This is a genomic window from Saccharopolyspora sp. NPDC049426, from assembly GCF_040676935.1.
In the GTDB taxonomy this organism is placed as follows: Bacteria; Actinomycetota; Actinomycetes; order Mycobacteriales; family Pseudonocardiaceae; genus Saccharopolyspora.
The window spans coordinates 108,117-129,632 of record NZ_JBFAPZ010000016.1; the positions used below are offsets into that span (position 1 = coordinate 108,117).

The following is a 21,516-nucleotide window of genomic DNA, read 5'->3' on the forward strand; positions in this document are numbered from 1 at the left end:
GGTGGTTCAGCCGGTCTCCGCTTGGCGGTCGCGGCGGCGAGCCGCGAGCTCGTCGTTGATCGCCGACTCGATGTTCTCGCCACCGTCGGCGCGCTCGGCCGGGAACTCGTGGATGGTCCCGCTGATCTCGCGCATCGCACCGCTGACCGCGATGCCGAACACTCCCTGCCCGCCCTGCAGCAGATCGACCACCTCCTCCGCGGAGGTGCACTCGTAGACCGTGGTGCCGTCGCTGAACAACGTCAGCTTCGCCAGGTCCTGAACGCCGCGCTTGCGCAGGTGCTCCACCGCGACTCGGATGTTGTGCAGCGACACCCCCGTGTCCAGCAGGCGCTTGACGACCTTGAGCACCAGGATGTCCTTGAACGAGTACAACCGCTGCGAGCCCGATCCGGCAGCACCGCGGATGGACGGCCCGACCAGCTTGGTGCGCGCCCAGTAGTCGAGCTGCCGGTAGGTGATGCCCGCGATCTGGCAGGCCGCCGGCCCGCGGTAACCGACCAGTTCGTCCGGGGCAGAGGCGTCGGGGAACAGCTCACCCTGCTCCGCAGCATCCGAGGTCGCTGCTTCCTCCACCACGCCTGCCTCCCCTCGTCCGGCCCGAAGCCGACGACGACGATCACCAGCGCCCGGACCGTTTGCGGTCCAGGGCCGCGAAGCCGTACACCGGCTGAATCACACCGGGGCAATTCGCGTAAGTCCGAAGGTATGCCCGCTCAGCAGGCGGGTCAACGCGACGCGCGGGCCGGGCGCGCTCTCGTTGGCCGGCGCAAGAACCCGGCCCCCGGGCTGCTGGTGCAACCCGGGGGCCGGTGTGGTCTGTTCGGACTAGAACCCGAAGCGCCGGTCCTCAGGTGTCGGCACCGCGGAAGTCCTCCGGGGAGACGGAGTCGAGGAACTCGCGGAACTTCTCCACCTCGTCCTCCTGCTCGTCCGGAATGATCAGCCCGGCCTCGTCGAGGACCGACTCGTCGGCGTGGATCGGAACTCCGATGCGCAGCGCCAGCGCCACCGAGTCGCTCGGCCGCGCGGACACCCGCACATCACCGTCGAACACCAGCTCGGCGAAGAAGGTGCCCTCCTGCAGGTCGGTGATCCGCACCTGCTCCAGGTCGCGGCCCAGGGCTCCGATGACGTCCTTGAGCAGGTCGTGCGTGAGCGGCCGCTGGGGCCGCACGCCCTGCTGCTCCAGGGCGATGGCCGTCGCTTCGACCGATCCGATCCAGATCGGCAGGTAGCGCTCGCCCTGAGCCTCGCGCAACAGCAGGATCGGCTGGTTGGCTGGTAGTTCAACTCGCACGCCGACGACGCGCATCTCGCTGCTCATCGTCACATCGCCTCCTCCAGCGCGCCGAAGCGTGACATCCCCGTCGAGGGTCCCGCACCGACGCCTCCGACGCTACCCGCGATACGGCGGACACGCCCTTCCATCGGCGGTCCCGGCGGACCACCACCGTCGCGGTCGTTGTAGTCGGGGCTCGCGGCCCGGACCGCTGGCGAGCTCGTCGTTGAGCAATACCCAGCACGATACACCGCGCAGAGCCCGGTCGAACCCGCCGGAACTGCCCTGCTGCGCTGTCAAAACCGCTTGTGGCGCCGGGAAATTCCCGGCGAGGAGGGACGAGATCCGCGCGCGGGCCGCGCAGCTGCCTCATGCGTCAGCGGGGCGACGCCTCGTGGCGCCGCCCCGCTGACGGGTTGAAAAGCCCTGTTCGACGGCCTCAGCGGCCGCCCTGGCCCCCATCGATCGGCCCGGTCAGGAACACCAGGCGGAACTTCCCGATCTGGACCTCGTCGCCGTTGGCGAGCACCGAGGTGTCCACCGGCTCCCGGTTCACGTAGGTGCCGTTGAGGCTGCCCACGTCGACCACCACGAAGTCGTTGCCCTCGCGGCGGAACTCGGCGTGCCGCCGGGACACCGTCACGTCATCGAGGAAGATGTCGCTGTCCGGGTGCCGGCCGGCGCTGGTGGTCTCCCGATCCAGCAGGAACCGCGAACCCGCGTTGGGGCCGCGCTTGACCACCAGCAGGGCGGAACCCGCCGGCAGCGCATCGACCCCGGATGCGGGGGCAGGCTCCGGGGCCGCGCTCTCGGTGCTTTCCGGCTCCGAGAGGAAGGGCCTGAAGACCGAGGTGGTCTCCGGTGACTGCTCCGGCGGAACGTCGCCGAAGCCGCTGTTTTGGCTCACCTGAGCTCTCCTCTACGCGGATAGATCGTGCCAAGTATGCACCCAACGTACCGTGCCTGGACAGCCTCGGAACGAGCGACTCCCGTCATCGTCCCACGGATGCCTCCCGGCAGGACGATCATGCCTGGTCGATCAGCTTCTGGTAACCATCGGCGTCGAGCAGACCGGCCAGCTGCTCCGGGTCGGCGAGCCGGATCTCCACCATCCAGCCCTCCCCCGTTGCGTCCGAGTTGACCAGCTCCGGTTGGTCCTCCAGCGCGGCGTTGCCGGCGGTGATCTCACCGGCGACCGGGGCGTAGATGTCGGAGACGCTCTTGGTCGACTCCACCTCGCCCATCGACTCCCCGGCGGCGATCTGCTGCCCCACCTCGGGGAGCTGGACGAACACCACGTCGCCCAGCTGCTGCTGGGCGTAGTCGGTGATGCCGATGCGCACGGTGTCCTCGCTGATGCGCTGGACCCATTCGTGCTCTTCGGTGTACTTGATCTCCGGGGCCGCCACGGTGGTCCCGCCTTTCGTCCGCTGTTGCAACGTGCCGAGTGATCGGCGCGGCGAGCGTATTCACCGGCCACCGAGGGCCGCAAGACGACGCGCAGCCGGGATCAGGCGCGGGCTCTGGCCCCGCGCACGGCGGCGGCGACCTGCCCGAAGTAGAGGATGCCGGCCCACAGGTACAGCGCCCCGCCCCAGGCGGTGAAGGCGTAGGCGATGGGCCGGACCACGTCGGCTCCGGTGAAGTCGTCCTGCACCAGCAGCAGCAGCGGGAACGCGTACATCAGGCAGAACGTGGCGGCCTTGCCCAGGTAGTGCACCTCGGGCGGTTCGTAGCCGTGCCAGCGCAGCACCGGCAGGCACAGGGTGAGCACGACGTCGCGGCCGACCAGGGCGACCGCCACCCACCACGGGATGACGTCGCGCAGCACGAAGGCGATCAGGGTCGCGACGATGTAGAGGCGGTCGGCCGCGGGGTCGAGCAGCTCGCCGATGCGGCTGTACTGGTTGAGCCAGCGGGCGAGCTTGCCGTCGAGCCAGTCGGTGGCGCCGCTGATCACCAGGACCAGCAGCGCGAGCAGGTCGGCCTGCGGGCCGAGCAGCAGCCAGAGGAAGACCGGCACGCCGGCCAGGCGTATCACGCTGAGCAGGTTGGGCAGCGTCCACCAGGGATCCGCCCACACGTCGCGGGCGACCTCGCGGATCCGGTCCAGGCCGGGATCACCCGGCCCCGGGTGGTCCTTCCCCGCTCCGGCCCGCGGCCCGCTCGTGGTGTTTTCCGTGGTGCGCTCGGCGTCCTGCACCACGAGCCTCCCCTGAATGGTTGTGCGCACTGCCCCGCAACGGGTGCACACCTGTGCATCCTTACCCGATCAGGGTCTCATATGGGCAGCGCAACCCACTTGGCGGCCAGCCGGAGGCGGGACAGCCTGCGGCTCCGGAAGAACCGCTGCGGATTCACCCGCGAGTGCGGCTCCAGCCCCGGCGGTGCAACTCGGCATCGGTGAGGAACCGGGCTCTGCCGCGATCGTCCACGCCCGCCCAGCGGGCGCCCGCGGTTCCCTCTCGGACGTAGGAGTGGCCGCCGCTCCAGACCACGCTGCACGGCGCGGTCGGCAGGTCGTTCGGCTCGTCGACGGTCGCTGTGGCCCTGGGAGGCTCTGCCGGTTCCATCGTGCTCATAAGTTCGTAGCACCTCCGATTCATTTGTCGGCGCGGGACACCTCGGTGTTAGCCCGGCCATCGGCTCGTCGCCGATTGTGCGGCCTGCGAGTCGCACTGTCGCGCCGGAAACGCACCCGCAGCGCCCAGCGGCGCGGCGGCGTCGCCGAATCGCGTCAGATGTGAGCGCGACCGAATTCCGTTCCCCCGTTCGTCCGAACACCGGTGTTTCGCTCGCGACGAACGCGTTTCGGCCGAACGGCCGCGCGGGCCCCTGGCGCCGAGATCTGATCTGAGGTACTACACAGGCGGTGCCACAGCGGACGCAGGAGGTAGTCGCAGCGATGGGTGAGTACGCGGAGAACTACCGGCGCAGCCTGGACGACCGCGAGGGCTTCTGGCTCGACGCGGCGCGGGCGATCGAGTGGGACCGCGAGCCGACGCGGGCGCTGGACGATTCGGCCGCGCCGATGTACCGCTGGTTCCCCGACGGCGAGCTCAACACGTGCTTCAACGCGCTGGACCGGCACGTGCGCGACGGGCGGGGTGAGCAGCCCGCGCTGATCTGGGACTCGGCGATGACCGGCGTCGTGCAGACCTGGACCTACCGCGAGCTGCTCGACCGGGTCGCGCTCTTCGCCGGAGCGCTGCGCGCGCAAGGCGTGGCCGCCGGCGATCGGGTGGTGCTGTACCTGCCGATGATCCCCGAGGCGGCGATCGCGATGCTGGCGTGCGCGCGGATCGGCGCGGTGCACTCGGTGGTCTTCGGCGGCTTCGCGCCCAAGGAGCTGGCCGCGCGCATCGACGACGCCCGGCCGAGCGTGATCGTGGCGGCCTCCTGCGGGCTGGAACCCAACCGGGTCGTGGAGTACAAGCCGATCGTCGACGAGGCGCTGCGGCAGGCGGAGCACCAGCCCGGGAAGGTGATCGTGCTCCAGCGCGATCAGGCGCGCGCCGAGCTGGGCCCGCGCGACATCGACTGGCAGGAGGCGGTCGAGGGAGCCGAACCGGCGGAGTGCGTGCCGCTGGCCGCCACCGATCCGCTCTACGTCCTCTACACCTCCGGCACCACGGGCAAGCCCAAGGGCGTGGTGCGCGACAACGGCGGGCACGCGGTCGCGCTGCGCTGGTCGATGGCCAACATCTACGACATCTCCCCCGGCGAGGTCTTCTGGACCGCCTCGGACGTGGGGTGGGTCGTCGGCCACTCCTACATCGTCTACGCGCCGCTGCTGACCGGGGCGACGACGGTGGTCTACGAGGGCAAGCCGGTGGGCACCCCGGACGCGGGCGCGTTCTGGCGGGTCATCGCCCAGCACCGGGTCAAGGCGCTGTTCACCGCGCCGACGGCGCTGCGGGCGATCAAGCGCGTCGACCCGGACGGCCGGCTGCTCGCCGAGCACGACACGTCCTGCCTCGAAACGCTGTTCCTGGCCGGTGAGCGGCTGGACCCGGAGACCTACCACTGGGCGGCCGGGCAGCTGGGCGTGCCGGTGATCGACCACTGGTGGCAGACCGAGACGGGATGGCCGATCTGCGCGAACCTGCGCGGGTTGGAGCCGATGCCGGTCAAGGCGGGTTCGCCGACGGTTCCGGTGCCCGGTTACGAGATCGCGGTGCTGGATCAGGCAGGTGATCCGCTGCCGCCGGAGACCGACGGGGCGATCTGCCTGAAGCTCCCGCTGCCGCCGGGCACGTTGCCGACGTTGTGGGGCGACGACGAGCGGTTCCGCGAGTCCTACCTGTCGCGCTTCGAGGGCTACTACCTCACCGGCGACAACGGCTACGTCGACGCCGACGGCTACGTGTTCGTCATGGGCCGCACCGACGACGTGATCAACGTGGCCGGTCACCGGTTGTCGACCGGGTCGATGGAAGCGGTGCTGGCGGCGCACCCGGCGGTGGCCGAGTGCGCGGTGATCGGCGTGCACGACAAGCTCAAAGGCCAGGTGCCGCGTGGTTTCGTGGTGCTCAAGTCCGGTGTGGACATCTCGGCCGAGACGCTGCGCGAGGAGCTGGTGACGGCGGTGCGCGAGCAGATCGGCCCGGTGGCGGCGTTCCGCGACGTCGCGGTGGTCGACGGTCTGCCCAAGACCCGCTCGGGCAAGGTCCTGCGCAAGTCGATGCGCGAGATCGCCGATCGCGGCGACACCGTCGTGCCCTCGACGATCGAGGACCCGTCGGTCCTCGATCAGTTGCGCCCCTCGCTGCGCGGGGACGGCTAAGCCTGGATCCACCGGTGATGAGTGTGGTTGATCTTGGTTAAGTCGTTGCCGATGCCGGGTGGCGGAAGGCGTGGTTGGTTTGCTGGCCTGCGCCAGCCTTTCCACTGTGGTTCCTTCGGTCGGGCCCTTGCGGGGTGCGGTTGGTGCTGGTCATGCCGCTGGTGGGTCGTGAGTTGCGTAGAACAGGGTGGTAAACGCGTGTTGCCAGCGCCAGTGGGCGGGCAGGTGTAGCAGGATCCGGCGGGCTGATCTGGCGATTCTGGCTGGAACGTTGATGAGGTGTCGGCGGATGGTGCCGGTGCGGGCTTTGGCGTGAAAGACACTGGCCAGGGCAGCGGCGGCGCGGGTGAGGTTGTGGGCGATCGCGGCGCAGGTCAGCCAGACCGCGTTTGCGGTGAACTTCCCTGAGGGCAGGTGGGCCAGAGCGGAGTCTTTGAGGTCGGCGATGACCTGCTCGACGATGGCGTGCCCGCGATGCCGGGCTTCGGCGGTGATGAGGTCTTCGTTGCTGTTGGTGAAGCAGGCGTGATACCGCCAGGCGGTGAACAACTCGCTCTGCTGCCGGTCGACGTTCTTATCCTTGACTCGGCGCACGATCAACCGGGCGGTCACCGGCATGTTCGTGGTGCGGTTGTTGAAGGCGGTGTAGGTAGTTTCGGCGACCTCAGCATCGGAGATCCACTGCCGGGTCTGCTCGTCGTAGATCGCCTGCGGATACGCGATTGGGATCCAGGCGGTTTCGGGAATCGACGCGATCGCAGCGCGGATCGTGGGGTTGAGCACTGTCGTGATCGAAAAACGCGCTTCAGCCCGCAAACATGCGGCGATCACGGCAGCGGAGTAGAACGCCGAGTCCGCCCGCACCACGATCTCCCCGCTCGCCCCGGCTGCCCGTGTCGCCGAGAGGGCTTCGGTGAGGAATCCGGCCGCGGCCTTGCCCGATCCGGCCGCACCTCGCCGCAGCCGGGTGCCCACGATCACCGGCGCCGTCGATTCGGTCGAGGCCACCGCCAGCAGCGGATGTAAACCTCGCTGGCGCGTGTAGCCGTATTCCGCGCCTTGCTTGGCATATCCGAACACTCGCGCGATCGTGGAATCCAGATCCAACACGGTTCTTCCCGCTGTGGCCGCAAACCCCGGCGCTAGCTGCGCCAGCGAGGCCACACAGTGCCGAGCCAGCGCATCCACTTGCCGCACATGTCCCCAGGTGAACGACCGTAGGAACGTGCCCAACGTTGACGGCGCCCGAACCCCGGTGAACAAGCGCGGCAACCCGCCGTGACGTAGCACGTCGAGATCCTCGATTGAGTCCGCACCGGCGACCATGCCAGCCACGATCGAACCCACCTTCGCACCAGCATGGGCACCCACGCTGCCCGGCAGCCGTACCAGCCGATCCGCAGCCTCACCCAGACCGGCTCGCTGTGCCAGCCGCATCACCGGCACCAACCCCGCCTGCGAAACCAGATTCACATCATCGAACGCCGCATCCACACGCGCGGCAGTATGAGAAGATCGCACCTCAGAGATGCCCTCTCGACTGCGGTTGAAAGATCCCTAGACAAGATCGATCATCCCAAGTCAGAGGGCATCTCGTCACCAACCCCGTGACCCGTTACCGAGCCTTGACCGGTGGATCCAGGATAAGTGCTGTTTAGGGATGCGGCGGAGCCGTTGCTTCAGGTGTGGGACTCAGCTCGCACCGCCGCAGGTTCTGAGCGGTTTCGTGGCGAGTACGCCGCGACGCCGATGTCCACCCCCTGGGTAAGCGGAATACATCAGGAGTGGCGCACGGAGTCCACGGAACCGCTCAGGTTCTGCCACTGGCACCGCTACGCAAAGCAAACCCTAAACAGCTCCTAGGTGTACTGGGCCGTGGGGTTGGTGACCGTTGGGCGTGTTGGCTTGATCATGAAGAAGACCTCCAGGTGCGGTGGAGATGACCGTCTTCACCCAACACTTGGAGGTCTTCGGTGCCCCACGGTAACGCTCGGCTGACCTTTCATGGCCGGTGCCTGCTGGTGCGGCGTGTCCGCTGGCTCTATCGCCCGGTAGCGCATGTGGCCAAGGAACTGGGGATCTCGCGGCAGTGTGCCCATCGCTGGGTTGCCCGCTACGACAACGAGGGCTGGGCCGGGCTGCACGACCGCACCAGTCACCCGCGTACCCGGCCCGGCCAGCACTCGGCCGTCACCGAACAACGGGTGATCACCTCCCGTCAACGCCTCCGCCAGGGACCACACCCCATCGCAGCCGACACCGGGATCCCGGCCCGCACCGTCACTCGGATCCTGCGCCGCCACGGCCTGCCCCGGCTCTGCGAGTGTGACCCGCTGACCGGCCAGCCCATCCGCGCGTCCCGCCACAGCCACCGCCGCTACGAACGCGACCAACCCGGCGATCTGCTGCACCTGGACGTCAAAAAGATCGGCCGTATCCCCGACGGCGGAGGCTGGCGCGCCCACGGCCGCAGCGAACAAGTCCGCGGGCGAGGGGTCGGCTACGACTACGTCCACGCCGCCGTCGACGACCACACCCGCCTGGCCTACGCCGAGGTCCTGCCAGACGAAAAAGGCACCACCTGCGCGGGCTTTCTCCGCCGCGCCGCCGGCTGGTTCGCCCAACACGGCATCCCCACGATCGGCCGCGTCCTCACCGACAACGCCCCCAGCTACCGGCACTCCCATGCGTTTGGCGCCGCGGCCGCCGAGATCGGCGCCAGCCAGCGTTTCACCCGGCCACACTGCCCCTGGACCAACGGCAAAGTGGAGCGATTCAACCGCACCCTGCAAACCGAATGGGCCTACCGCCACGTCTTCACCAGCAACACCCAACGCACCCACGCGCTCGGCCCCTGGCTACACCACTACAACACCCAACGACCCCACACCGCTCTCAACGGCCACCCACCCACCAGCCGACTGACACCAACCTGACGGCCCAGTACACCTAGGCCCGGCGGGATCCCTCCCGCCCGCGGATCCCGTCGAGGAGGAAGGTCGTGCGGCGGTCGTAGTCCTCCCGGCGGGGGCGGGTTCCGTGCTTGAGGGCGAGCGCGTTGTCGTGCAGGAGCGCGTGGAGGTCGTCCGCGGAGAACTCGGCGCGCAGCGCGCCCGCAGCGCGGCTCACCTCGATGAGCTCCTCGTTGATCTCGCCGGCGACCCGGCAGATCTCCAACAGGCTCTGCGCATCGGGGTAGACCTGCAGCATCGCGTCGTTGGCGGCGGGTTGGCGGTACTGCAGGTCGCGGATCGCGGTGACGTAGTGCGCGAACCGCTCCCAGGGATCGCCGATGGCGCGGGTGCGGTCGATGATGCCGTGCAGCTCGACCGCGACGACCTCTTCGATGACGGTGTCGATGAGGCCGATCCGTCCGCCGAACCGGTTGAAGATCGTCGCCTTGCTCACCCCCGCCGCTTTGGCGACCTCCTCCAGCGGCACGGTGAGGCCCCGCCCGCGGAAGGCGTCGATCGCGGCGTGCCGGATCTGGTCGGCGTTGCGCTTGGCGTCGGCGCGCAGGCGTGGTCCCGCAGGTGCTCCCCCGCTCATTCCCGCACCGCCCCTCGCGCCATAAGTTGACTCCCCCGGTCAGCTTACCTACGGTGGCGGCGCAGGACAAAGCTGACCACCGCGGTCAACTTATGAGCGGAAGGGCGCGACCATGATCGTTGTCACCGGTGCGACCGGCGGGCTGGGCGGCGCCACCGTCGAGCATCTCCTCCAGCGCGTGCCCGCCGAGCGGATCGGTGTCAGCGTCCGCGACGTCGGCAGAGCTCGCCACCTCGCCGACCGCGGAGTGCGCGTGCGACAGGGCTCCTACGAGGATCCGGCCGCGTTGCGCGAATCGTTCGAGGGCGCCGAGCAGGTGCTGCTGGTGTCCGGCAACGACCCGACCGCCGACATCGTCGGCCTGCACGGCAACGCGATCGAGGCCGCCGCGGCAGCCGGCGTCCAGCGGTTGATCTACACGAGCCAGCACGCCGCCACCCCCGGCAACCCGTACCCGCCGTCGCAGATCCACGTCGCCACGGAGGCGATGCTCGCCGACTCCGGCATCGCCTGGACCTCGCTGCGCAACGCCGCCTACGGCCCGCTCGACGAGGTGCTCGGCCCGTGGTCGCGGACCGGGAAGATCGCCCAGCCGGCCGACGGTCCCGTTCCCTACACCGACCGCGCCGACGTGGCCGAAGGCACCGCGGTCGTCTTGGCCGCCGGCCACCACCACGATGGCCCGGTCACCCTCAGCGCCTCGACCGCCGTCACCTTCGACGATCTCGCCGAGACCGCCTCCCGCCTCATCGGCCGCACCGTCGAGCGCGTCGTCGTGGACGACGAGCAGTGGATCGCCGACCAGGTCGCGAGCGGCATGCCGCCGGAGGCGGCCGATTTCATGCTCACCTGGTACCAGACCGCCCGCGCCGACCACTTCGCTGATGCCGATCCGCTCCTGTCCGAACTCCTCGGACGCGAACCCCGAAACGTCGCCGAGCGGCTCGCGGACGGCATCGCCGGCTGAGCTGCTGCCGGCGGCCGTCGCGCGACCAGTCCGATACGTCCGTTCGGAGGCTTCCGGCTTCCGTTTTGGTCTATACCTTTGTTGGCACCGTTCCCCCGAGAATGGAGCCTTCAACGATGAGCGCACGACCTCGATCGAGGGCGGCGAGGGCCGGACTGGCCGTCGTCGCCGGAGCTCTGCTGGCCGCCGGAACCGCGGTTCCGGCCGGCGGTGACCCCGCCCCCGCGGCCTCCACGATGGACAACATCGTGCCCGCGCCGGAATCGGTGGCGCCGAACCCGGCGGCCGACTTCGAGCTCTCCGAGCAGACCGCGATCCTGGCGCCCGGCGAGGCGGCCGGGGTCGGCGAGTACCTGGCGGGCGTGCTGCGGCCCTCGACCGGCTTCCCCGTGCCGGTCAACCCCGCGCTGCCCGGAACCGGTGACATCGCACTGGTGCTGGACGGAGATCCCGCGCTGGGCCCGGAGGGCTACCGCCTGCAGGTCGCCGACGACGCGGTGCGGGTGCACGCGACCAGCGCCGACGGCCTGTTCAACGGCGTGCAGACGCTGCGCCAGCTGCTGCCCGCGGGCATCGAGAGCCCGACCGCGCAGGCCGGTCCGTGGACGATGCCCGGCGGCGAGATCACCGACAAGCCGCGGTTCGGGCACCGGTCCGCGCAGCTGGACCCGGCGCGGCACTTCTTCACCGTCGACATGGTCAAGCGCTACATCGACCAGGTCGCCAAGTACAAGGTCAACAAGCTGCACCTGCACCTGACCGACGACCAGGGCTGGCGGCTCCAGATCAACAGCTGGCCCCGGCTGACCGAGTTCGGCGCGCAAACCGAGGTCGGCGGCACGCCGGGCGGGTTCTACACGCAGCAGGACTACACCGAGATCGTCGACTACGCCGCGTCCCGGCACATGACGGTCATCCCCGAGATCGACATGCCGGGCCACACCAACGCCGCGCTGTCGTCCTACGCCGAGCTCAACTGCGACGGTGTGGCCCCGCCGCCCTACACCGGCATCGACGTCGGGTTCAGCTCGCTGTGCGTCAACAAGGACATCACCTATCGGTTCGTCGAGGACGTCATCCGCGAGGTGGCGGCGCTGACCCCCGGCCCGTACCTGCACATCGGCGGCGACGAGGCGCACTCCACCACCGACGAGGACTACGTGGCCTTCATGTCGAAGGTGCTGCCGCTGGTGGAGAAGTACGGCAAGGAGCCGCTCGGCTGGCACGAGTACGGCAAGGCCGCCCCGCAGGGCGACGCGGTGCTGCAGTTCTGGGGCACCACGAACGGCGACCCGCTGCTGAACGAAGCCGTGGCGCGCGGCAACAAGGTCCTGGCCTCGCCGGCGAACAAGTCCTACTTGGACATGAAGTACGACGAGAACACGCCGTTGGGCCTGCAGTGGGCCGGGTTCATCGAGGTCGCCGACGCCTACGGCTGGGACCCGGGCAGCTACCTGCAGGGCGTGCCGGAGGAATCGGTGCTCGGCGTGGAGGCCCCGATGTTCAGCGAGACGCTGGAGACCTCGCAGCACATCGAGTTCATGGCGTTCCCGCGCCTACCCGCCATCGCCGAACTCGGCTGGTCCCCGAAGGGCACCCTGAACTGGGAGTCGTTCAAGAACCGCCTGGCCACCCAAGGCCCCCGCTGGCAGGCCGCAGGCCAGGACTACTACCGAAGCCCCCAAATCCCCTGGACCCAGTAACGCCCACCCCCACCCCGGAGCAGCCGACGACTTCGGGCGATACGTCGTCGGCTCCCGCTGGGCGTGGGTGATTCGAATTTCGCGCGAAATTTGACTCCGAACTTCGGCGGTCGAATTTCGCGCGAAATTCGAATCCTGCGGGTCGGGAGGGTCAGCTGATCTTGGGTTCGAGGACCTTCCACCAGTCCGCGAGGGTGGGGCGTTCGGCGAGGTCGGCGAAGGTGATCTGGACGCCTTGCTTGCGCCACTGCTCGACGAGGGTCATGATCCGCACCGAGTCCAGGCCCCAGTCGATGAGGTCCTCGTTGTCGGCGAGTTCCGAGGGGTCTTCGTAGAGCAGCTCGGCGACCTGCTCGCGGACCGCTTCGAGGGTGAGCTTCTCAGCCATGGTTCGGGGTTCTCCTGCTGGGTCGTTCGGGTTCAGGCGACTTCGGACTCGTGGGCGACGAGGTCGCGGCACAGGTTGCGGGTGGTGTCGACGACGCCGCAGTTGCGAGCGGCGTAGGAGACGGCCATGTCGTGGTCGGCGCGCGAGAAGTCGGCGACCGCGTCGGCGACGAAGAACGCCTGGATCTCCTGCTGGAACGCCTCCGCTGCGGTCATCAGGCAGCCGATGTGCGCGTAGATGCCGGTGATGATCAGCTGGTCGCGGCCCCACTCCTGCATCCGGCGGCGCAGGTCCGTGCGCTGGAAAGCGCTGTAACGCCACTTGATCAGCTGGACGTCACCGGCTCCGGGCGCCAGCTCGTCGATGATCGCCTCCATGGCCGGGTCGGCGACCCCCGGTCCCCACCACTCCAGCTGCAGTCCGCGCTGGTCCGGGGTCTGGCCGCCCGGTTGGGCGCAGTAGACCACCGGAACGCCTGCGGCGCGGGCACGTTCGCGCAGCAGCGCGATGTTGGGCACGACCTGGTTCAGCGGTTCGGCGCCGGGGGTGAAGGCGTTGACGAAATGCCGCTCCATGTCGTGGATCAGCAGCACCGCGCGTTCCGGGTCGGGCCGCCAGGAGACCTTGTTCGCTGGCAGCTCGCCGTCCTGCGGAACGGTGTAGGGTGCGATGCTCGGAAGCGCCACGGCTCCCCCTTCGATGTCTTCTCATTTTGAAAGTCGGTGTCAGCGGGCGAGTTGCGGCACCAGCTCGCGGCTGATGGCCTCGCGCAGGTCGCGCTTGGAGACCTTGCCGACGCCGGTCTGCGGGAACTGCTCGACGAACACCACGCGGTCCGGGACCTTGTAGCCGGCCAGGCCGCGCTCGCGGACGAACTTGATCAGCTCGCGCGCCTTCGGCCGCTCACCGCGCGGGACGACGAACGCGCAGGTCCGCTCCCCCAGGTAGTCGTCGGGCATGGACACCACGGCGGCGTCGTGCACGGCGGGGTGGGCCAGCAGGTGGTTCTCGACCTCCTCGGCGGCGACCTTCTCGCCACCTCGGTTGATCTGGTCCTTCGCCCGGCCTTCGACGACGATGTTGCCCTCGGCGGTGAACCGGACGACGTCGCCGGTGCGGTAGAAGCCCTCGGGGGTGAAGGCGCGCGCGTTGTGCTCATCGGCCTTGTAGTAGCCGCGGATCGTGTAGGGGCCGCGGGTGAGCAGGTGCCCGGTCTCCCCCGCCGCGACGGGGTCGTCCTGGTCGTCGACCACCAGCACCTCGTCGTCGGGCGAGATGGGCCGCCCCTGGGTGGTGACGATGACGTCCTCGGGGTCGTCCAGCCGCGTGTAGTTCACAAGGCCCTCGGCCATGCCGAACACCTGCTGCAACGTCGCACCGAGCACCGGGCGGACCCGCCGGGCGACCTCCTCGCTGCACTTGGCGCCGCCGACCTGCAGCACCTCCAGGCTGGACAGGTCGTGCTGAGCGTCGGCCGCGGCGTCGAGCCACAGCAGCGCCAGCGGCGGCACCGCGGCGGTCAGCGTCACCCGCTCCCGCTCGACGAGCGGGAATACCTCGTCCGGGCTGGGCCTGCGGGCGAGCACGACCCGGCCGCCGGCGTGCAGCACGCCGAAGGTGCCGGGCGAGCTCATCGGGAAGTTGTGCGCGGCGGGCAGCGCCACGAGGTAGACGGTGTCCTCGGTGACGCCGCAGAGGTCGTTGCTGGCGCGGAAGGAGTAGATGTAGTCGTCGTGGGTGCGCGGGATCAGCTTGGGCACGCCCGTGCTGCCGCCCGAGAGCTGCAGGAACGCGATGTCGCTCGGCGTGGGCTCGTCCAGCTCCGTCGGATCGGCGTCCACATCGGACAGCGCGGTGAACTCGCCGGGGTCGCCGACGACGAACACCTGCAGCCCCTCGTGCTCGGCGGAGACGTCGGCGGCCAGCGCCCGGTGGTCGAACCCGGCCTCGGTGTCGACGGTGATGTAGGCGGCGGCCTCGCTGAACCCGCAGAAGTAGGAGATCTCGGTCAGCCGGTGCGAGGGCAGTGCGAACACCGGCACCGCGCCGAGCCGGAACAGCCCGAAGCAGACCTCGAAGAACTCGGCGATGTTGGGCAGCTGGACGACGACCCGGTCGCCCTTGCCGATCCCGCGCTCGCGCAGCCCGGCCGCCAGCCGGTCGGCGCGGCGGTCCAGTTCTCCGTAGGTGATCCGGCGTTCGCCCTCGACGACGGCGACGCGGTCGGGGTGCTTGGTGGCGCGCACCCGCAGCAGCTGGCCGAAGGTGTATCCCTGCCAGTACCCCGCCGTGCGGTAGCGCTCGGCCAACTCGTCCGGCCAGAGCGTCACGCCGGGCAGATTTGCGATCATGATCGACTGCTTTCCCCTCAGACTGCCTGGCTCAGGCCCATCGCGGTGAGCGCGGTGCGGAACTTCGCGGAGGTCTCGGCGAGCTCGTCGGCCGGGTCGGAGCCCGGAACGATTCCGGCACCGGCGAACAGCCGCATCTCCTGGTCTTCGACCTCGGCGCAGCGGATGGCCACGACCCACTCGCCGTCACCGGCGGCGTCGCACCAGCCCACCATTCCCGCGTAGTAGCCGCGTTCGAACGGCTCCGTCTCGGCGATGACCTCGCGCGCGCGGTCGATCGGGGCGCCGCACACCGCCGGGGTCGGGTGCAGCGCGTCGGCCAGGTGCAGCGAGGTCGTCGAGCCGTCGCGGAGCTCGCCGGTGATCTCGGTGGCCAGGTGCCACATCGCGTTGGTGCTGACCACCGTGGGCGCCTGCGGCACGTGCAGTTCGGTGCAGAACGGGCGCAGCGCCTCGGCCACGGCTTCCACCACCACGGCGTGCTCGCGGTGGTCCTTCTCCGAGGCCGCCAGTTCGGCGGCGCGCCGCTGGTCCTCGTCCGGGTCGGTGCTGCGCGGCCGGGATCCGGCCATCGGGTTGGAGCGGACCTGGTTGCCGCGCCGGGACACCAGCAGCTCTGGGCTGGCGCCCAGGAAGGTGCGCTCCAGCGGGGGCTGCGGGCCGTAGGTGTCGCGGGTTCCGTCCTCGCCGCGACGCGGTAGGTCGACGGCGAAGGTGTAGCTGGTGGGGTCGGCCATCGCCAGGTTGCGCAGCACCTCGCGGACGTCGATCGCTTCCGCCGAGGTCAGTTCCAGGCTGCGCGCCAGCACGGCCTTGGTGAGCTCACCCTCCTCCATCCGCCGCAGGGCCCGCGCGACGCCGCGCTCGTACTCCTCGGGTTCCGGGACCGGCCGCAGCGAGCAGGCGGGCGCGGAGACCGGTTTCTGCTGCGGTACCAGCACGTTCAGCGGTTCGGCGCGCACGACCTCCTCGGGCAGGACCAGATGCGCGGGCAGGGTGCCGCCGAAGGGCACCGCCCCGACCACCATCGGGTTGCGGCGGCCGAATTCGACCGCGCCGTCGAGGAATTCCTGCATCCGGGCGGGTAAGTCCGAGCGCGCGCACTGGGTCTTGGACATGGTGGCGGCCACGCCTCGGGTCAGCAGCACCCCGCGCGGGCTGGAGAACAGGAAGGACTGGCCCTGCTCGTAGGCGGCCAGCAGGCGGGCGGCGGCGTCGTCGGCGAGTGCGTCGTCAACGGCGTCGATGCGCCCGTCGGTCTCGATCGTGGTCATGACAACCTTTCGGCGAATCGCGGAGGTCAGGCGCGCAGCGTGGCGCCGCCGTCGACGTACAGGTCGTGCATCGTGATGTGCCCGGCCTCGTCGGAGGCGAGGAAGACCACCGCGTTGGCGATGTCGTCCGGGGTGGCGAGCTTGCGCAGCGGGATGCCGGCCTTGTAGGTCTCCAGCGAGCCGGCGATGACCCGGTCCGGGCCGTTGCCGTCGGTCCACATCCCGCGCTGCATGTCGGTGTCGGTGGAGCCGGGCGCGACGATGTTGCAGCGGATGCCGTACTCGGCCAGCTCCAGGCCCAGCGACTTGGTGAACATCGTGGCGGCGGCCTTGGACGCGGCGTAGGCCGCCATCGAGTGGCGCGGCACGCCCGCGGCGTTGGAGCCGACGGTGACGATGGATCCTCTTCGCCGCGAGATCATGTGCTTCGACACCTCCCGGCACGCGTTGAACACACCGGTAGTGTTGACCGCGAAGGTGCGCTGCCACTCGGCGTCGGTGAGCTCCTGCACCGTGGCGACCTGGAGCACGCCCGCGACGTTGGCGAGCACGTCGATGGGGCCCTGCTCGGCTTCGACGCGCGTGACCACCTCGGTGACCGCGGCCGGGTCGGCCACGTCGGCGCGGTAGGCGCGCACCCGGTGCCCTTCGGCGGCGAGCTTCTCGGCCGTCTCGATAGCCTTGTCCCCGTTGCGGTCCACTGCCGCGACGTCGGCCCCCAGCTCGGCGAGCGCTCTCGCCACAGCGGCACCGATCCCCTGGCCGGCACCGGTCACGATGGAAACCTTGCCGCTGATCCCCGTACGGTTCATCTCGCCCTTCACTCAACTGAGGCTAGCCTAACCTTCGTCAGGCGAGCCTGAGTTTAGAACATGAACCGGAATCGAATCTCCCGCCAATGAGGTGGCATTGATCACCGATTACGCACGGTAATCGGGCGAATCCGCTGCTCACATGGGAGCAACGGCGCATGCCGGACGGTGCAGCGGATCAGCGGGCGATTCCGCGGGCGAAGCCGAGTTCCAGCAGGTCCTGCGGGCGCAGCCTGAGGTGGTCGGCGAGCTCGGGAACCTCGGAGGGCTCGCGCTTGAGGATCGCCGCGGCGGACTCAGGGGCGATCACCGCGAAGTAGGCGTCGGCGGTCACCCAGGTGTTCTCCGGAGCCGCCAGCGCCAACGCGCCGCCGGAGCCGCCCTCCCCGATGACCAGCGTCGTCACCGGCACGCGGGCGTCGGCGACGGCGCCGAAGACCTCGGCGATGGCCGGACCGACACCGCCTCGCTCGGCCTCGGCATCGTTGGCGGCGCCGGGGGTGTCGACCAGCGTGAGCACCGGCATGCCGAGCTGGTCGGCGAGCCGGATCAGGCGTGCCGCCGTGCGGAACCCGGCCGGGGAGTTGCGGCCGCCGATCTGCGCGGCGAAGGCCACCGCGCGACCGTCGTGATCGCCGAAACCGCAGATCATGTTCTCGTCGCGACCACCGGCGCGGTCACCGCTGATCTCGAACCGAGCGCTGAAGTAGGCGTCCAGGTAGTCACCGGCGCGTGGCCGGTCGGCCGCGCGAGCTCGCTCGACGGCCTGCATGCCCGTCTCGGGCAGCCGTGCCGCGCCGAGCGCGGCGGGCAGCGGCGCGGGTTCCGGCGCGTGGGTCAGCCGGGCCGGGTGCAGCAGCGACACCAGCTCGGCGAGCACCCGCGGCAGGTCCGCCTCCTCGACGACGCGGTCCACCTGGCCGTGGGCGAGCTTGCCCTCGGCGCGGAAGTCCTCGCCGTCCTCCTCCGCCGAGCGCACGCGGGCGCCCCCGAAGGAGATGCGGGCGCCTGGGACGGCCAGCACGACGTCGGCCGCGGCACCCATCGCCGCCCACATGCCACCGGTGGTCGGGTCGCGCAGCACCGCGACGTGCGGGATGCGGTCCTGCCCGGCCAGCCGGCAGGCGCGGGTGATCGCCTGGAGCTGCTGCAGCGCGCGGATGCCCTCCTGCATGCGGCTCCCACCGGAGGCGATCAGCGAGATCACCGGAAGCCGCTGCTCGCGGGCGTGCTCGAAGGCCGCCACGATGCGCGCACCGGTGTCCTCGCCGACCGAGCCACCGAGGAAGGCGAAGTCGAACGCGATCAGCACGGCTTCGCGCCCGCCGATCCCGGCCCGGCCGCACAGCACCGATTCGTCGGTGCCGGAGCGGCCGGACGCGCGGGCGCGCTGGTCGGCGTAGCCGGGCCAGTCGAGCGGACCGTCGGCGCTGGTGCGCCGCGACGGCGGCTCGAACTCCACAAAACCCTGGCCGATGCTGTCGACCAGCGCGCGAACCGCGCTATGCTCAGCCATTTCCCGGCCCCTTCTGCAGGGCCTTCTTCTGGACCTTGCCCATCTCGTTGCGCGGCAGCGCGTCGCGGAAGCGGACCTCGCGCGGGCGCTTGTGCGGGGTGAGCAGCCGCGCCACGTGGTCGACCAGTTCGGCGTCGGCGACCTGCTGACCGGGCGCGAGCACCACCCAGGCGATGATGCGCTCGCCCAGGTCGGCATCGGCTTCGCCGGTGACGGCGACCTCGGCCACCGCGGGGTGTTCCAGGAGGCAGTTCTCGATCTCGCCCGCGCCGATCTTGTAACCGCCGCTCTTGATGATGTCGGTGGCCTTGCGGCCGACGATGCGGATGTAGCCGTCGGCGGCGCGGGTGGCCATGTCGCCGGTGCGGAACCAGCCGTCGGCGAAGGCGGCCTCGGTGGCGTCCGGGCGGTTGAGGTAGCCGCTGAACAGGTTGGCGCCGCGCACCAGGATCTCGCCCACGGTCTCGTCATCGCTGGTGGTGATCTCCGCGCCCTGCTCATCGACGAGCTTGAGCTCGACGCCCGCGAAGGGCTTGCCGACGTAGCCGGGGCGGCGGTCGCCGTCGGCGCGCACACCGCAGTTCATGATCGTCTCGCTCATGCCGTAGCGCTCGACGACGCGCTGGCCGGTGAGCCGCTCGATGCGCTCGTGCTCCACCGCGGGCAGCGCCGCCGAGCCCGACACCAGCAGGCGGGCCTTGCCGACGGCCTGACCGATCTGCGGGTCGCTCTCGGCGTCCTCGGCGAGCCGGTGGTACATGGTCGGCACGCCGAACATCATCGTGGCCGGGCCGGAGAGCTCCTCGGCGATCGCCTTCGAGGAGAACTTGCCCAGGTGGTGCACGGTTCCGCCGAGGCGGACCGGGCCGAGGGTGCCCAGGATCAGGCCGTGCACGTGGAACAGCGGCAGCGCGTGCGCCAGCACGTCGGCCGAGGTCCACTCCCACGCCTCGGCCAGGGCGTCGAGGTTGGCGCTCAGCGCGCGGCGGGGCAGCACGACGCCCTTGGGCGGGCCGGTCGTGCCGGAGGTGTAGACGATCAGCGCGGGCGCGTCGGCGCCGGCTTCGGCGGGCAGGTCGCCGCCGCGCGCGGTCACGTCGATCTCGGCGACCTCGACGTCGCCGAGTCCGGCGGGCGGGGTGAAGCCGGGTTCGGCGAGCAGCAGTTCGGGCCGGCTGTCGCCGAGGATGTGGGCGAGCTCCCGCTCCCCCACCTTCGGGTTGATCGGCACCACGGCGACGCCGGCGCCCAGTCCGCCGATGACGGCCGCGGCGGTCTCCAGCGTGTTGGTGGCCCACACCGCGATGCGGCGCTTCCCGGCGACGCGCTCGGCGATCGCACCGGCGAGACCGGCCAGTTCCCGGTATGTCAGGGCTCGTGCGCCGAAACGCAGCGCCTCGGAGTCGTCGGGTTCGCGCAACTTCGGGAACAGCACCTGGTCGGCCATGGCCACCTCCGGGTCCTCACCGGGCAATTTCTCACCGGCAGACCCGCACCGCCCGGCGAGCCGGGTCGGCAGTGGTCCACTGGCTGATCCAACTTTTGCCGTCTGGGACGAAACGAGTCAAGGGAATGTGGCAGAATTGGCTCAGCCAGTTTGCCTCTTTCCGATTCAGGAGCGCGCCGGTGTCCGAATCCCTCCGTCCGCTGAACCGACCGCGCCTCTACGAGCAGGTCGTCCAGCGGCTGCGCGAGCACGTGGCGGACTCCGGCCTGCGCGCCGGCGACCGGCTGCCCCCGGAACGCACCCTCGCCGAGCAGCTCGGCGTGAGCCGGGCGTCGGTGAAGCAGGCGATCGTCGTGCTGGAGGTGCAGGGCCTGGTCGAGGTTCGCCACGGCGGCGGAACCTACCTGCTGCGCGAGTCCCTGGAGGTCGAGCCGGTCGAGGAGCTCGTGGAGCGCAAGCGGCGACTGCCCGACGTCCTCGACGCCCGCGAGGGCATGGAGACCAAGTTGGCGGAGCTGGCCGCCCAGCGGCGCACCGACGAGGACATGGCCGAGATCGACGCCGCGCTGGCCGCGATGCGCGCCGAGATCGAGGACGGCGAGATCGGCCAGGACGGCGACCGGCGGTTCCACGCCGCGGTGACCGCCGCCGCGCACAGCGCGCTGCTGGCCGAGTTCATGCGCACCATCGCCGCGGAGATCGCCGAGAGCCGCAACGAGTCGCTGCGGCAGCCGCGCAGGCCTCCCAAGTCGCTGGCCCAGCACGAACGCATCGCCGAGGCGATCCGCAACGGAGAGGCCAGGGCCGCCGCCTCGGCCATGGCCCGCCACCTGCGCACGGTCAGCCGGGTGCGGCTGCTGGACTGGGACCCCGAGGGCTGATCGCGGCTTCACCCGATAGGCTGCCGCAGGTTTCTCTCGTGGGGGTCAGCGCTTCGGTGATCGGGTGGTTGTTGGGCACGGCGGGCACCGCTGCCCTGGGCGCGGTCTTCCCGCTGGTGAACATCGAGCTCTACCTGCTCGGAGTGGTCCCCACCGTGCAGAGCGTGCCGTGGTGGGCCTTCGCGCTGGCCGCCGCGATCGGCCAGGTCGCCGCGAAGACGCTGTTCTACCTCGCGGGCAAGGGCGGTTTCGCGCTCGGCGAGCGGTTGAGCAAGCGGGTCCAGAAGGAGCGCACCGGGCGCTGGGCGGCCTGGGTGGAGCGGTTCCACCAGCGCACCCAGGAGCACCCCTGGTGGGGCATGACCGTGCTGGCGGTCAGCGCCGTTCCCGGCATCCCGCCGTTCAGCCTGATGTCGTTGCTCTCCGGCGCCGCCGGACTCCCCCTGCTGGGTTACCTCGCCGCGAGCCTGGTCGGGCGCATCGGCCACTTCCTCATCGTGGCAGGCGCGCCCGAAGTGGTGAGCTGGCTGGGTTCCTGACCCGAACCGGTGGCGCGCGCA

General features: G+C 70.2%; 21 protein-coding genes. 6 read left to right on the forward strand and 15 right to left on the reverse strand.

Annotated features, from left to right (window positions below):
• Positions 1 to 6: 6 nt before the first annotated feature.
• The 6 genes from AB0J78_RS28675 to AB0J78_RS28700 all read right to left on the reverse strand — a co-directional run bounded on the left by AB0J78_RS28675 (position 7) and on the right by AB0J78_RS28700 (position 3,855).
• The gene (locus AB0J78_RS28675; RefSeq protein ID WP_132673654.1) at positions 7 to 579 is read right to left on the reverse strand and encodes a MerR family transcriptional regulator; all 573 of its coding nucleotides are present in this window, start codon (positions 577 to 579) and stop codon (positions 7 to 9) included.
• A gap of 271 nt (positions 580 to 850) precedes the next feature.
• A complete protein-coding gene (locus AB0J78_RS28680) occupies positions 851 to 1,327 on the reverse strand; it encodes a bifunctional nuclease family protein (RefSeq protein ID WP_132626999.1) in 477 nt (158 codons plus the stop codon).
• 394 nt (positions 1,328 to 1,721) lie between these two features.
• Positions 1,722 to 2,189 (reverse strand): glycogen accumulation regulator GarA, encoded by a 468-nt coding sequence (gene garA / locus AB0J78_RS28685; RefSeq protein WP_132673653.1) that lies wholly within the window; start codon positions 2,187 to 2,189, stop codon positions 1,722 to 1,724.
• Between the two features lie 118 nt (positions 2,190 to 2,307).
• The gene (gene gcvH / locus AB0J78_RS28690; protein ID WP_363794351.1) at positions 2,308 to 2,691 is read right to left on the reverse strand and encodes a glycine cleavage system protein GcvH; all 384 of its coding nucleotides are present in this window, start codon (positions 2,689 to 2,691) and stop codon (positions 2,308 to 2,310) included.
• 101 nt (positions 2,692 to 2,792) lie between these two features.
• Positions 2,793 to 3,386: a CDP-alcohol phosphatidyltransferase family protein gene (locus AB0J78_RS28695; protein WP_363794440.1), complete on the reverse strand. Its 594-nt coding sequence runs from the start codon at positions 3,384 to 3,386 to the stop codon at positions 2,793 to 2,795.
• A 253-nt stretch (positions 3,387 to 3,639) separates the two neighbouring features.
• Positions 3,640 to 3,855, reverse strand: a complete 216-nt coding sequence (locus AB0J78_RS28700) for a hypothetical protein (RefSeq protein ID WP_363794442.1) — start codon at positions 3,853 to 3,855, stop codon at positions 3,640 to 3,642.
• Between the two features lie 299 nt (positions 3,856 to 4,154).
• Here AB0J78_RS28700 and AB0J78_RS28705 point away from each other — a divergent pair, with 299 nt between their 5' ends.
• Positions 4,155 to 6,068: a propionyl-CoA synthetase gene (locus AB0J78_RS28705; RefSeq protein WP_363794353.1), complete on the forward strand. Its 1,914-nt coding sequence runs from the start codon at positions 4,155 to 4,157 to the stop codon at positions 6,066 to 6,068.
• A gap of 150 nt (positions 6,069 to 6,218) precedes the next feature.
• On the opposite strand, the gene AB0J78_RS28710 is transcribed toward AB0J78_RS28705, so the two are convergent.
• Positions 6,219 to 7,589, reverse strand: coding sequence for an IS1380 family transposase (locus AB0J78_RS28710; protein ID WP_363794355.1), 1,371 nt, complete (start codon positions 7,587 to 7,589; stop codon positions 6,219 to 6,221).
• Between the two features lie 452 nt (positions 7,590 to 8,041).
• Here AB0J78_RS28710 and AB0J78_RS28715 point away from each other — a divergent pair, with 452 nt between their 5' ends.
• Positions 8,042 to 9,004 (forward strand): IS481 family transposase, encoded by a 963-nt coding sequence (locus AB0J78_RS28715; RefSeq protein ID WP_363794357.1) that lies wholly within the window; start codon positions 8,042 to 8,044, stop codon positions 9,002 to 9,004.
• A gap of 13 nt (positions 9,005 to 9,017) precedes the next feature.
• On the opposite strand, the gene AB0J78_RS28720 is transcribed toward AB0J78_RS28715, so the two are convergent.
• Entirely contained in the window at positions 9,018 to 9,617 is a 600-nt protein-coding gene (locus tag AB0J78_RS28720) for a TetR/AcrR family transcriptional regulator (protein ID WP_363794359.1), read from the reverse strand.
• 112 nt (positions 9,618 to 9,729) lie between these two features.
• Between AB0J78_RS28720 and AB0J78_RS28725 the strand changes: the two genes are divergently transcribed.
• A complete protein-coding gene (locus AB0J78_RS28725) occupies positions 9,730 to 10,584 on the forward strand; it encodes an NAD(P)H-binding protein (protein WP_363794361.1) in 855 nt (284 codons plus the stop codon).
• A gap of 116 nt (positions 10,585 to 10,700) precedes the next feature.
• Complete coding sequence (locus tag AB0J78_RS28730; RefSeq protein WP_363794363.1) at positions 10,701 to 12,287, forward strand: beta-N-acetylhexosaminidase; 1,587 nt, start codon at positions 10,701 to 10,703, stop codon at positions 12,285 to 12,287.
• A gap of 151 nt (positions 12,288 to 12,438) precedes the next feature.
• On the opposite strand, the gene AB0J78_RS28735 is transcribed toward AB0J78_RS28730, so the two are convergent.
• The 7 genes from AB0J78_RS28735 to AB0J78_RS28765 form a co-directional block, all read right to left on the reverse strand.
• Positions 12,439 to 12,675, reverse strand: a complete 237-nt coding sequence (locus AB0J78_RS28735) for a phosphopantetheine-binding protein (protein ID WP_363794365.1) — start codon at positions 12,673 to 12,675, stop codon at positions 12,439 to 12,441.
• Positions 12,676 to 12,707: 32 nt separating this feature from the next.
• Positions 12,708 to 13,361, reverse strand: a complete 654-nt coding sequence (locus AB0J78_RS28740; protein ID WP_363794367.1) for an isochorismatase family protein — start codon at positions 13,359 to 13,361, stop codon at positions 12,708 to 12,710.
• Between the two features lie 39 nt (positions 13,362 to 13,400).
• Positions 13,401 to 15,026, reverse strand: a complete 1,626-nt coding sequence (locus tag AB0J78_RS28745; protein WP_363794369.1) for a (2,3-dihydroxybenzoyl)adenylate synthase — start codon at positions 15,024 to 15,026, stop codon at positions 13,401 to 13,403.
• A gap of 17 nt (positions 15,027 to 15,043) precedes the next feature.
• A complete protein-coding gene (gene dhbC, locus AB0J78_RS28750) occupies positions 15,044 to 16,300 on the reverse strand; it encodes an isochorismate synthase DhbC (RefSeq protein WP_363794371.1) in 1,257 nt (418 codons plus the stop codon).
• A 26-nt stretch (positions 16,301 to 16,326) separates the two neighbouring features.
• Positions 16,327 to 17,112: a 2,3-dihydro-2,3-dihydroxybenzoate dehydrogenase gene (locus AB0J78_RS28755; protein WP_363794444.1), complete on the reverse strand. Its 786-nt coding sequence runs from the start codon at positions 17,110 to 17,112 to the stop codon at positions 16,327 to 16,329.
• A 178-nt stretch (positions 17,113 to 17,290) separates the two neighbouring features.
• The gene (locus AB0J78_RS28760; RefSeq protein ID WP_363794373.1) at positions 17,291 to 18,628 is read right to left on the reverse strand and encodes a carboxyl transferase domain-containing protein; all 1,338 of its coding nucleotides are present in this window, start codon (positions 18,626 to 18,628) and stop codon (positions 17,291 to 17,293) included.
• Positions 18,621 to 20,075 (reverse strand): acyl-CoA synthetase, encoded by a 1,455-nt coding sequence (locus tag AB0J78_RS28765; RefSeq protein ID WP_363794446.1) that lies wholly within the window; start codon positions 20,073 to 20,075, stop codon positions 18,621 to 18,623. The genes AB0J78_RS28760 and AB0J78_RS28765 overlap by 8 nt, the downstream gene beginning before the upstream one ends.
• Before the next feature lie 179 nt (positions 20,076 to 20,254).
• On the opposite strand from AB0J78_RS28765, the gene AB0J78_RS28770 reads away from it, so the two are divergent.
• Both AB0J78_RS28770 and AB0J78_RS28775 read left to right on the forward strand, forming a co-directional pair.
• Positions 20,255 to 20,956: an FCD domain-containing protein gene (locus AB0J78_RS28770; RefSeq protein WP_363794375.1), complete on the forward strand. Its 702-nt coding sequence runs from the start codon at positions 20,255 to 20,257 to the stop codon at positions 20,954 to 20,956.
• A 38-nt stretch (positions 20,957 to 20,994) separates the two neighbouring features.
• The gene (locus tag AB0J78_RS28775) at positions 20,995 to 21,495 is read left to right on the forward strand and encodes a VTT domain-containing protein (RefSeq protein WP_363794377.1); all 501 of its coding nucleotides are present in this window, start codon (positions 20,995 to 20,997) and stop codon (positions 21,493 to 21,495) included.
• Positions 21,496 to 21,516: the final 21 nt, after the last annotated feature.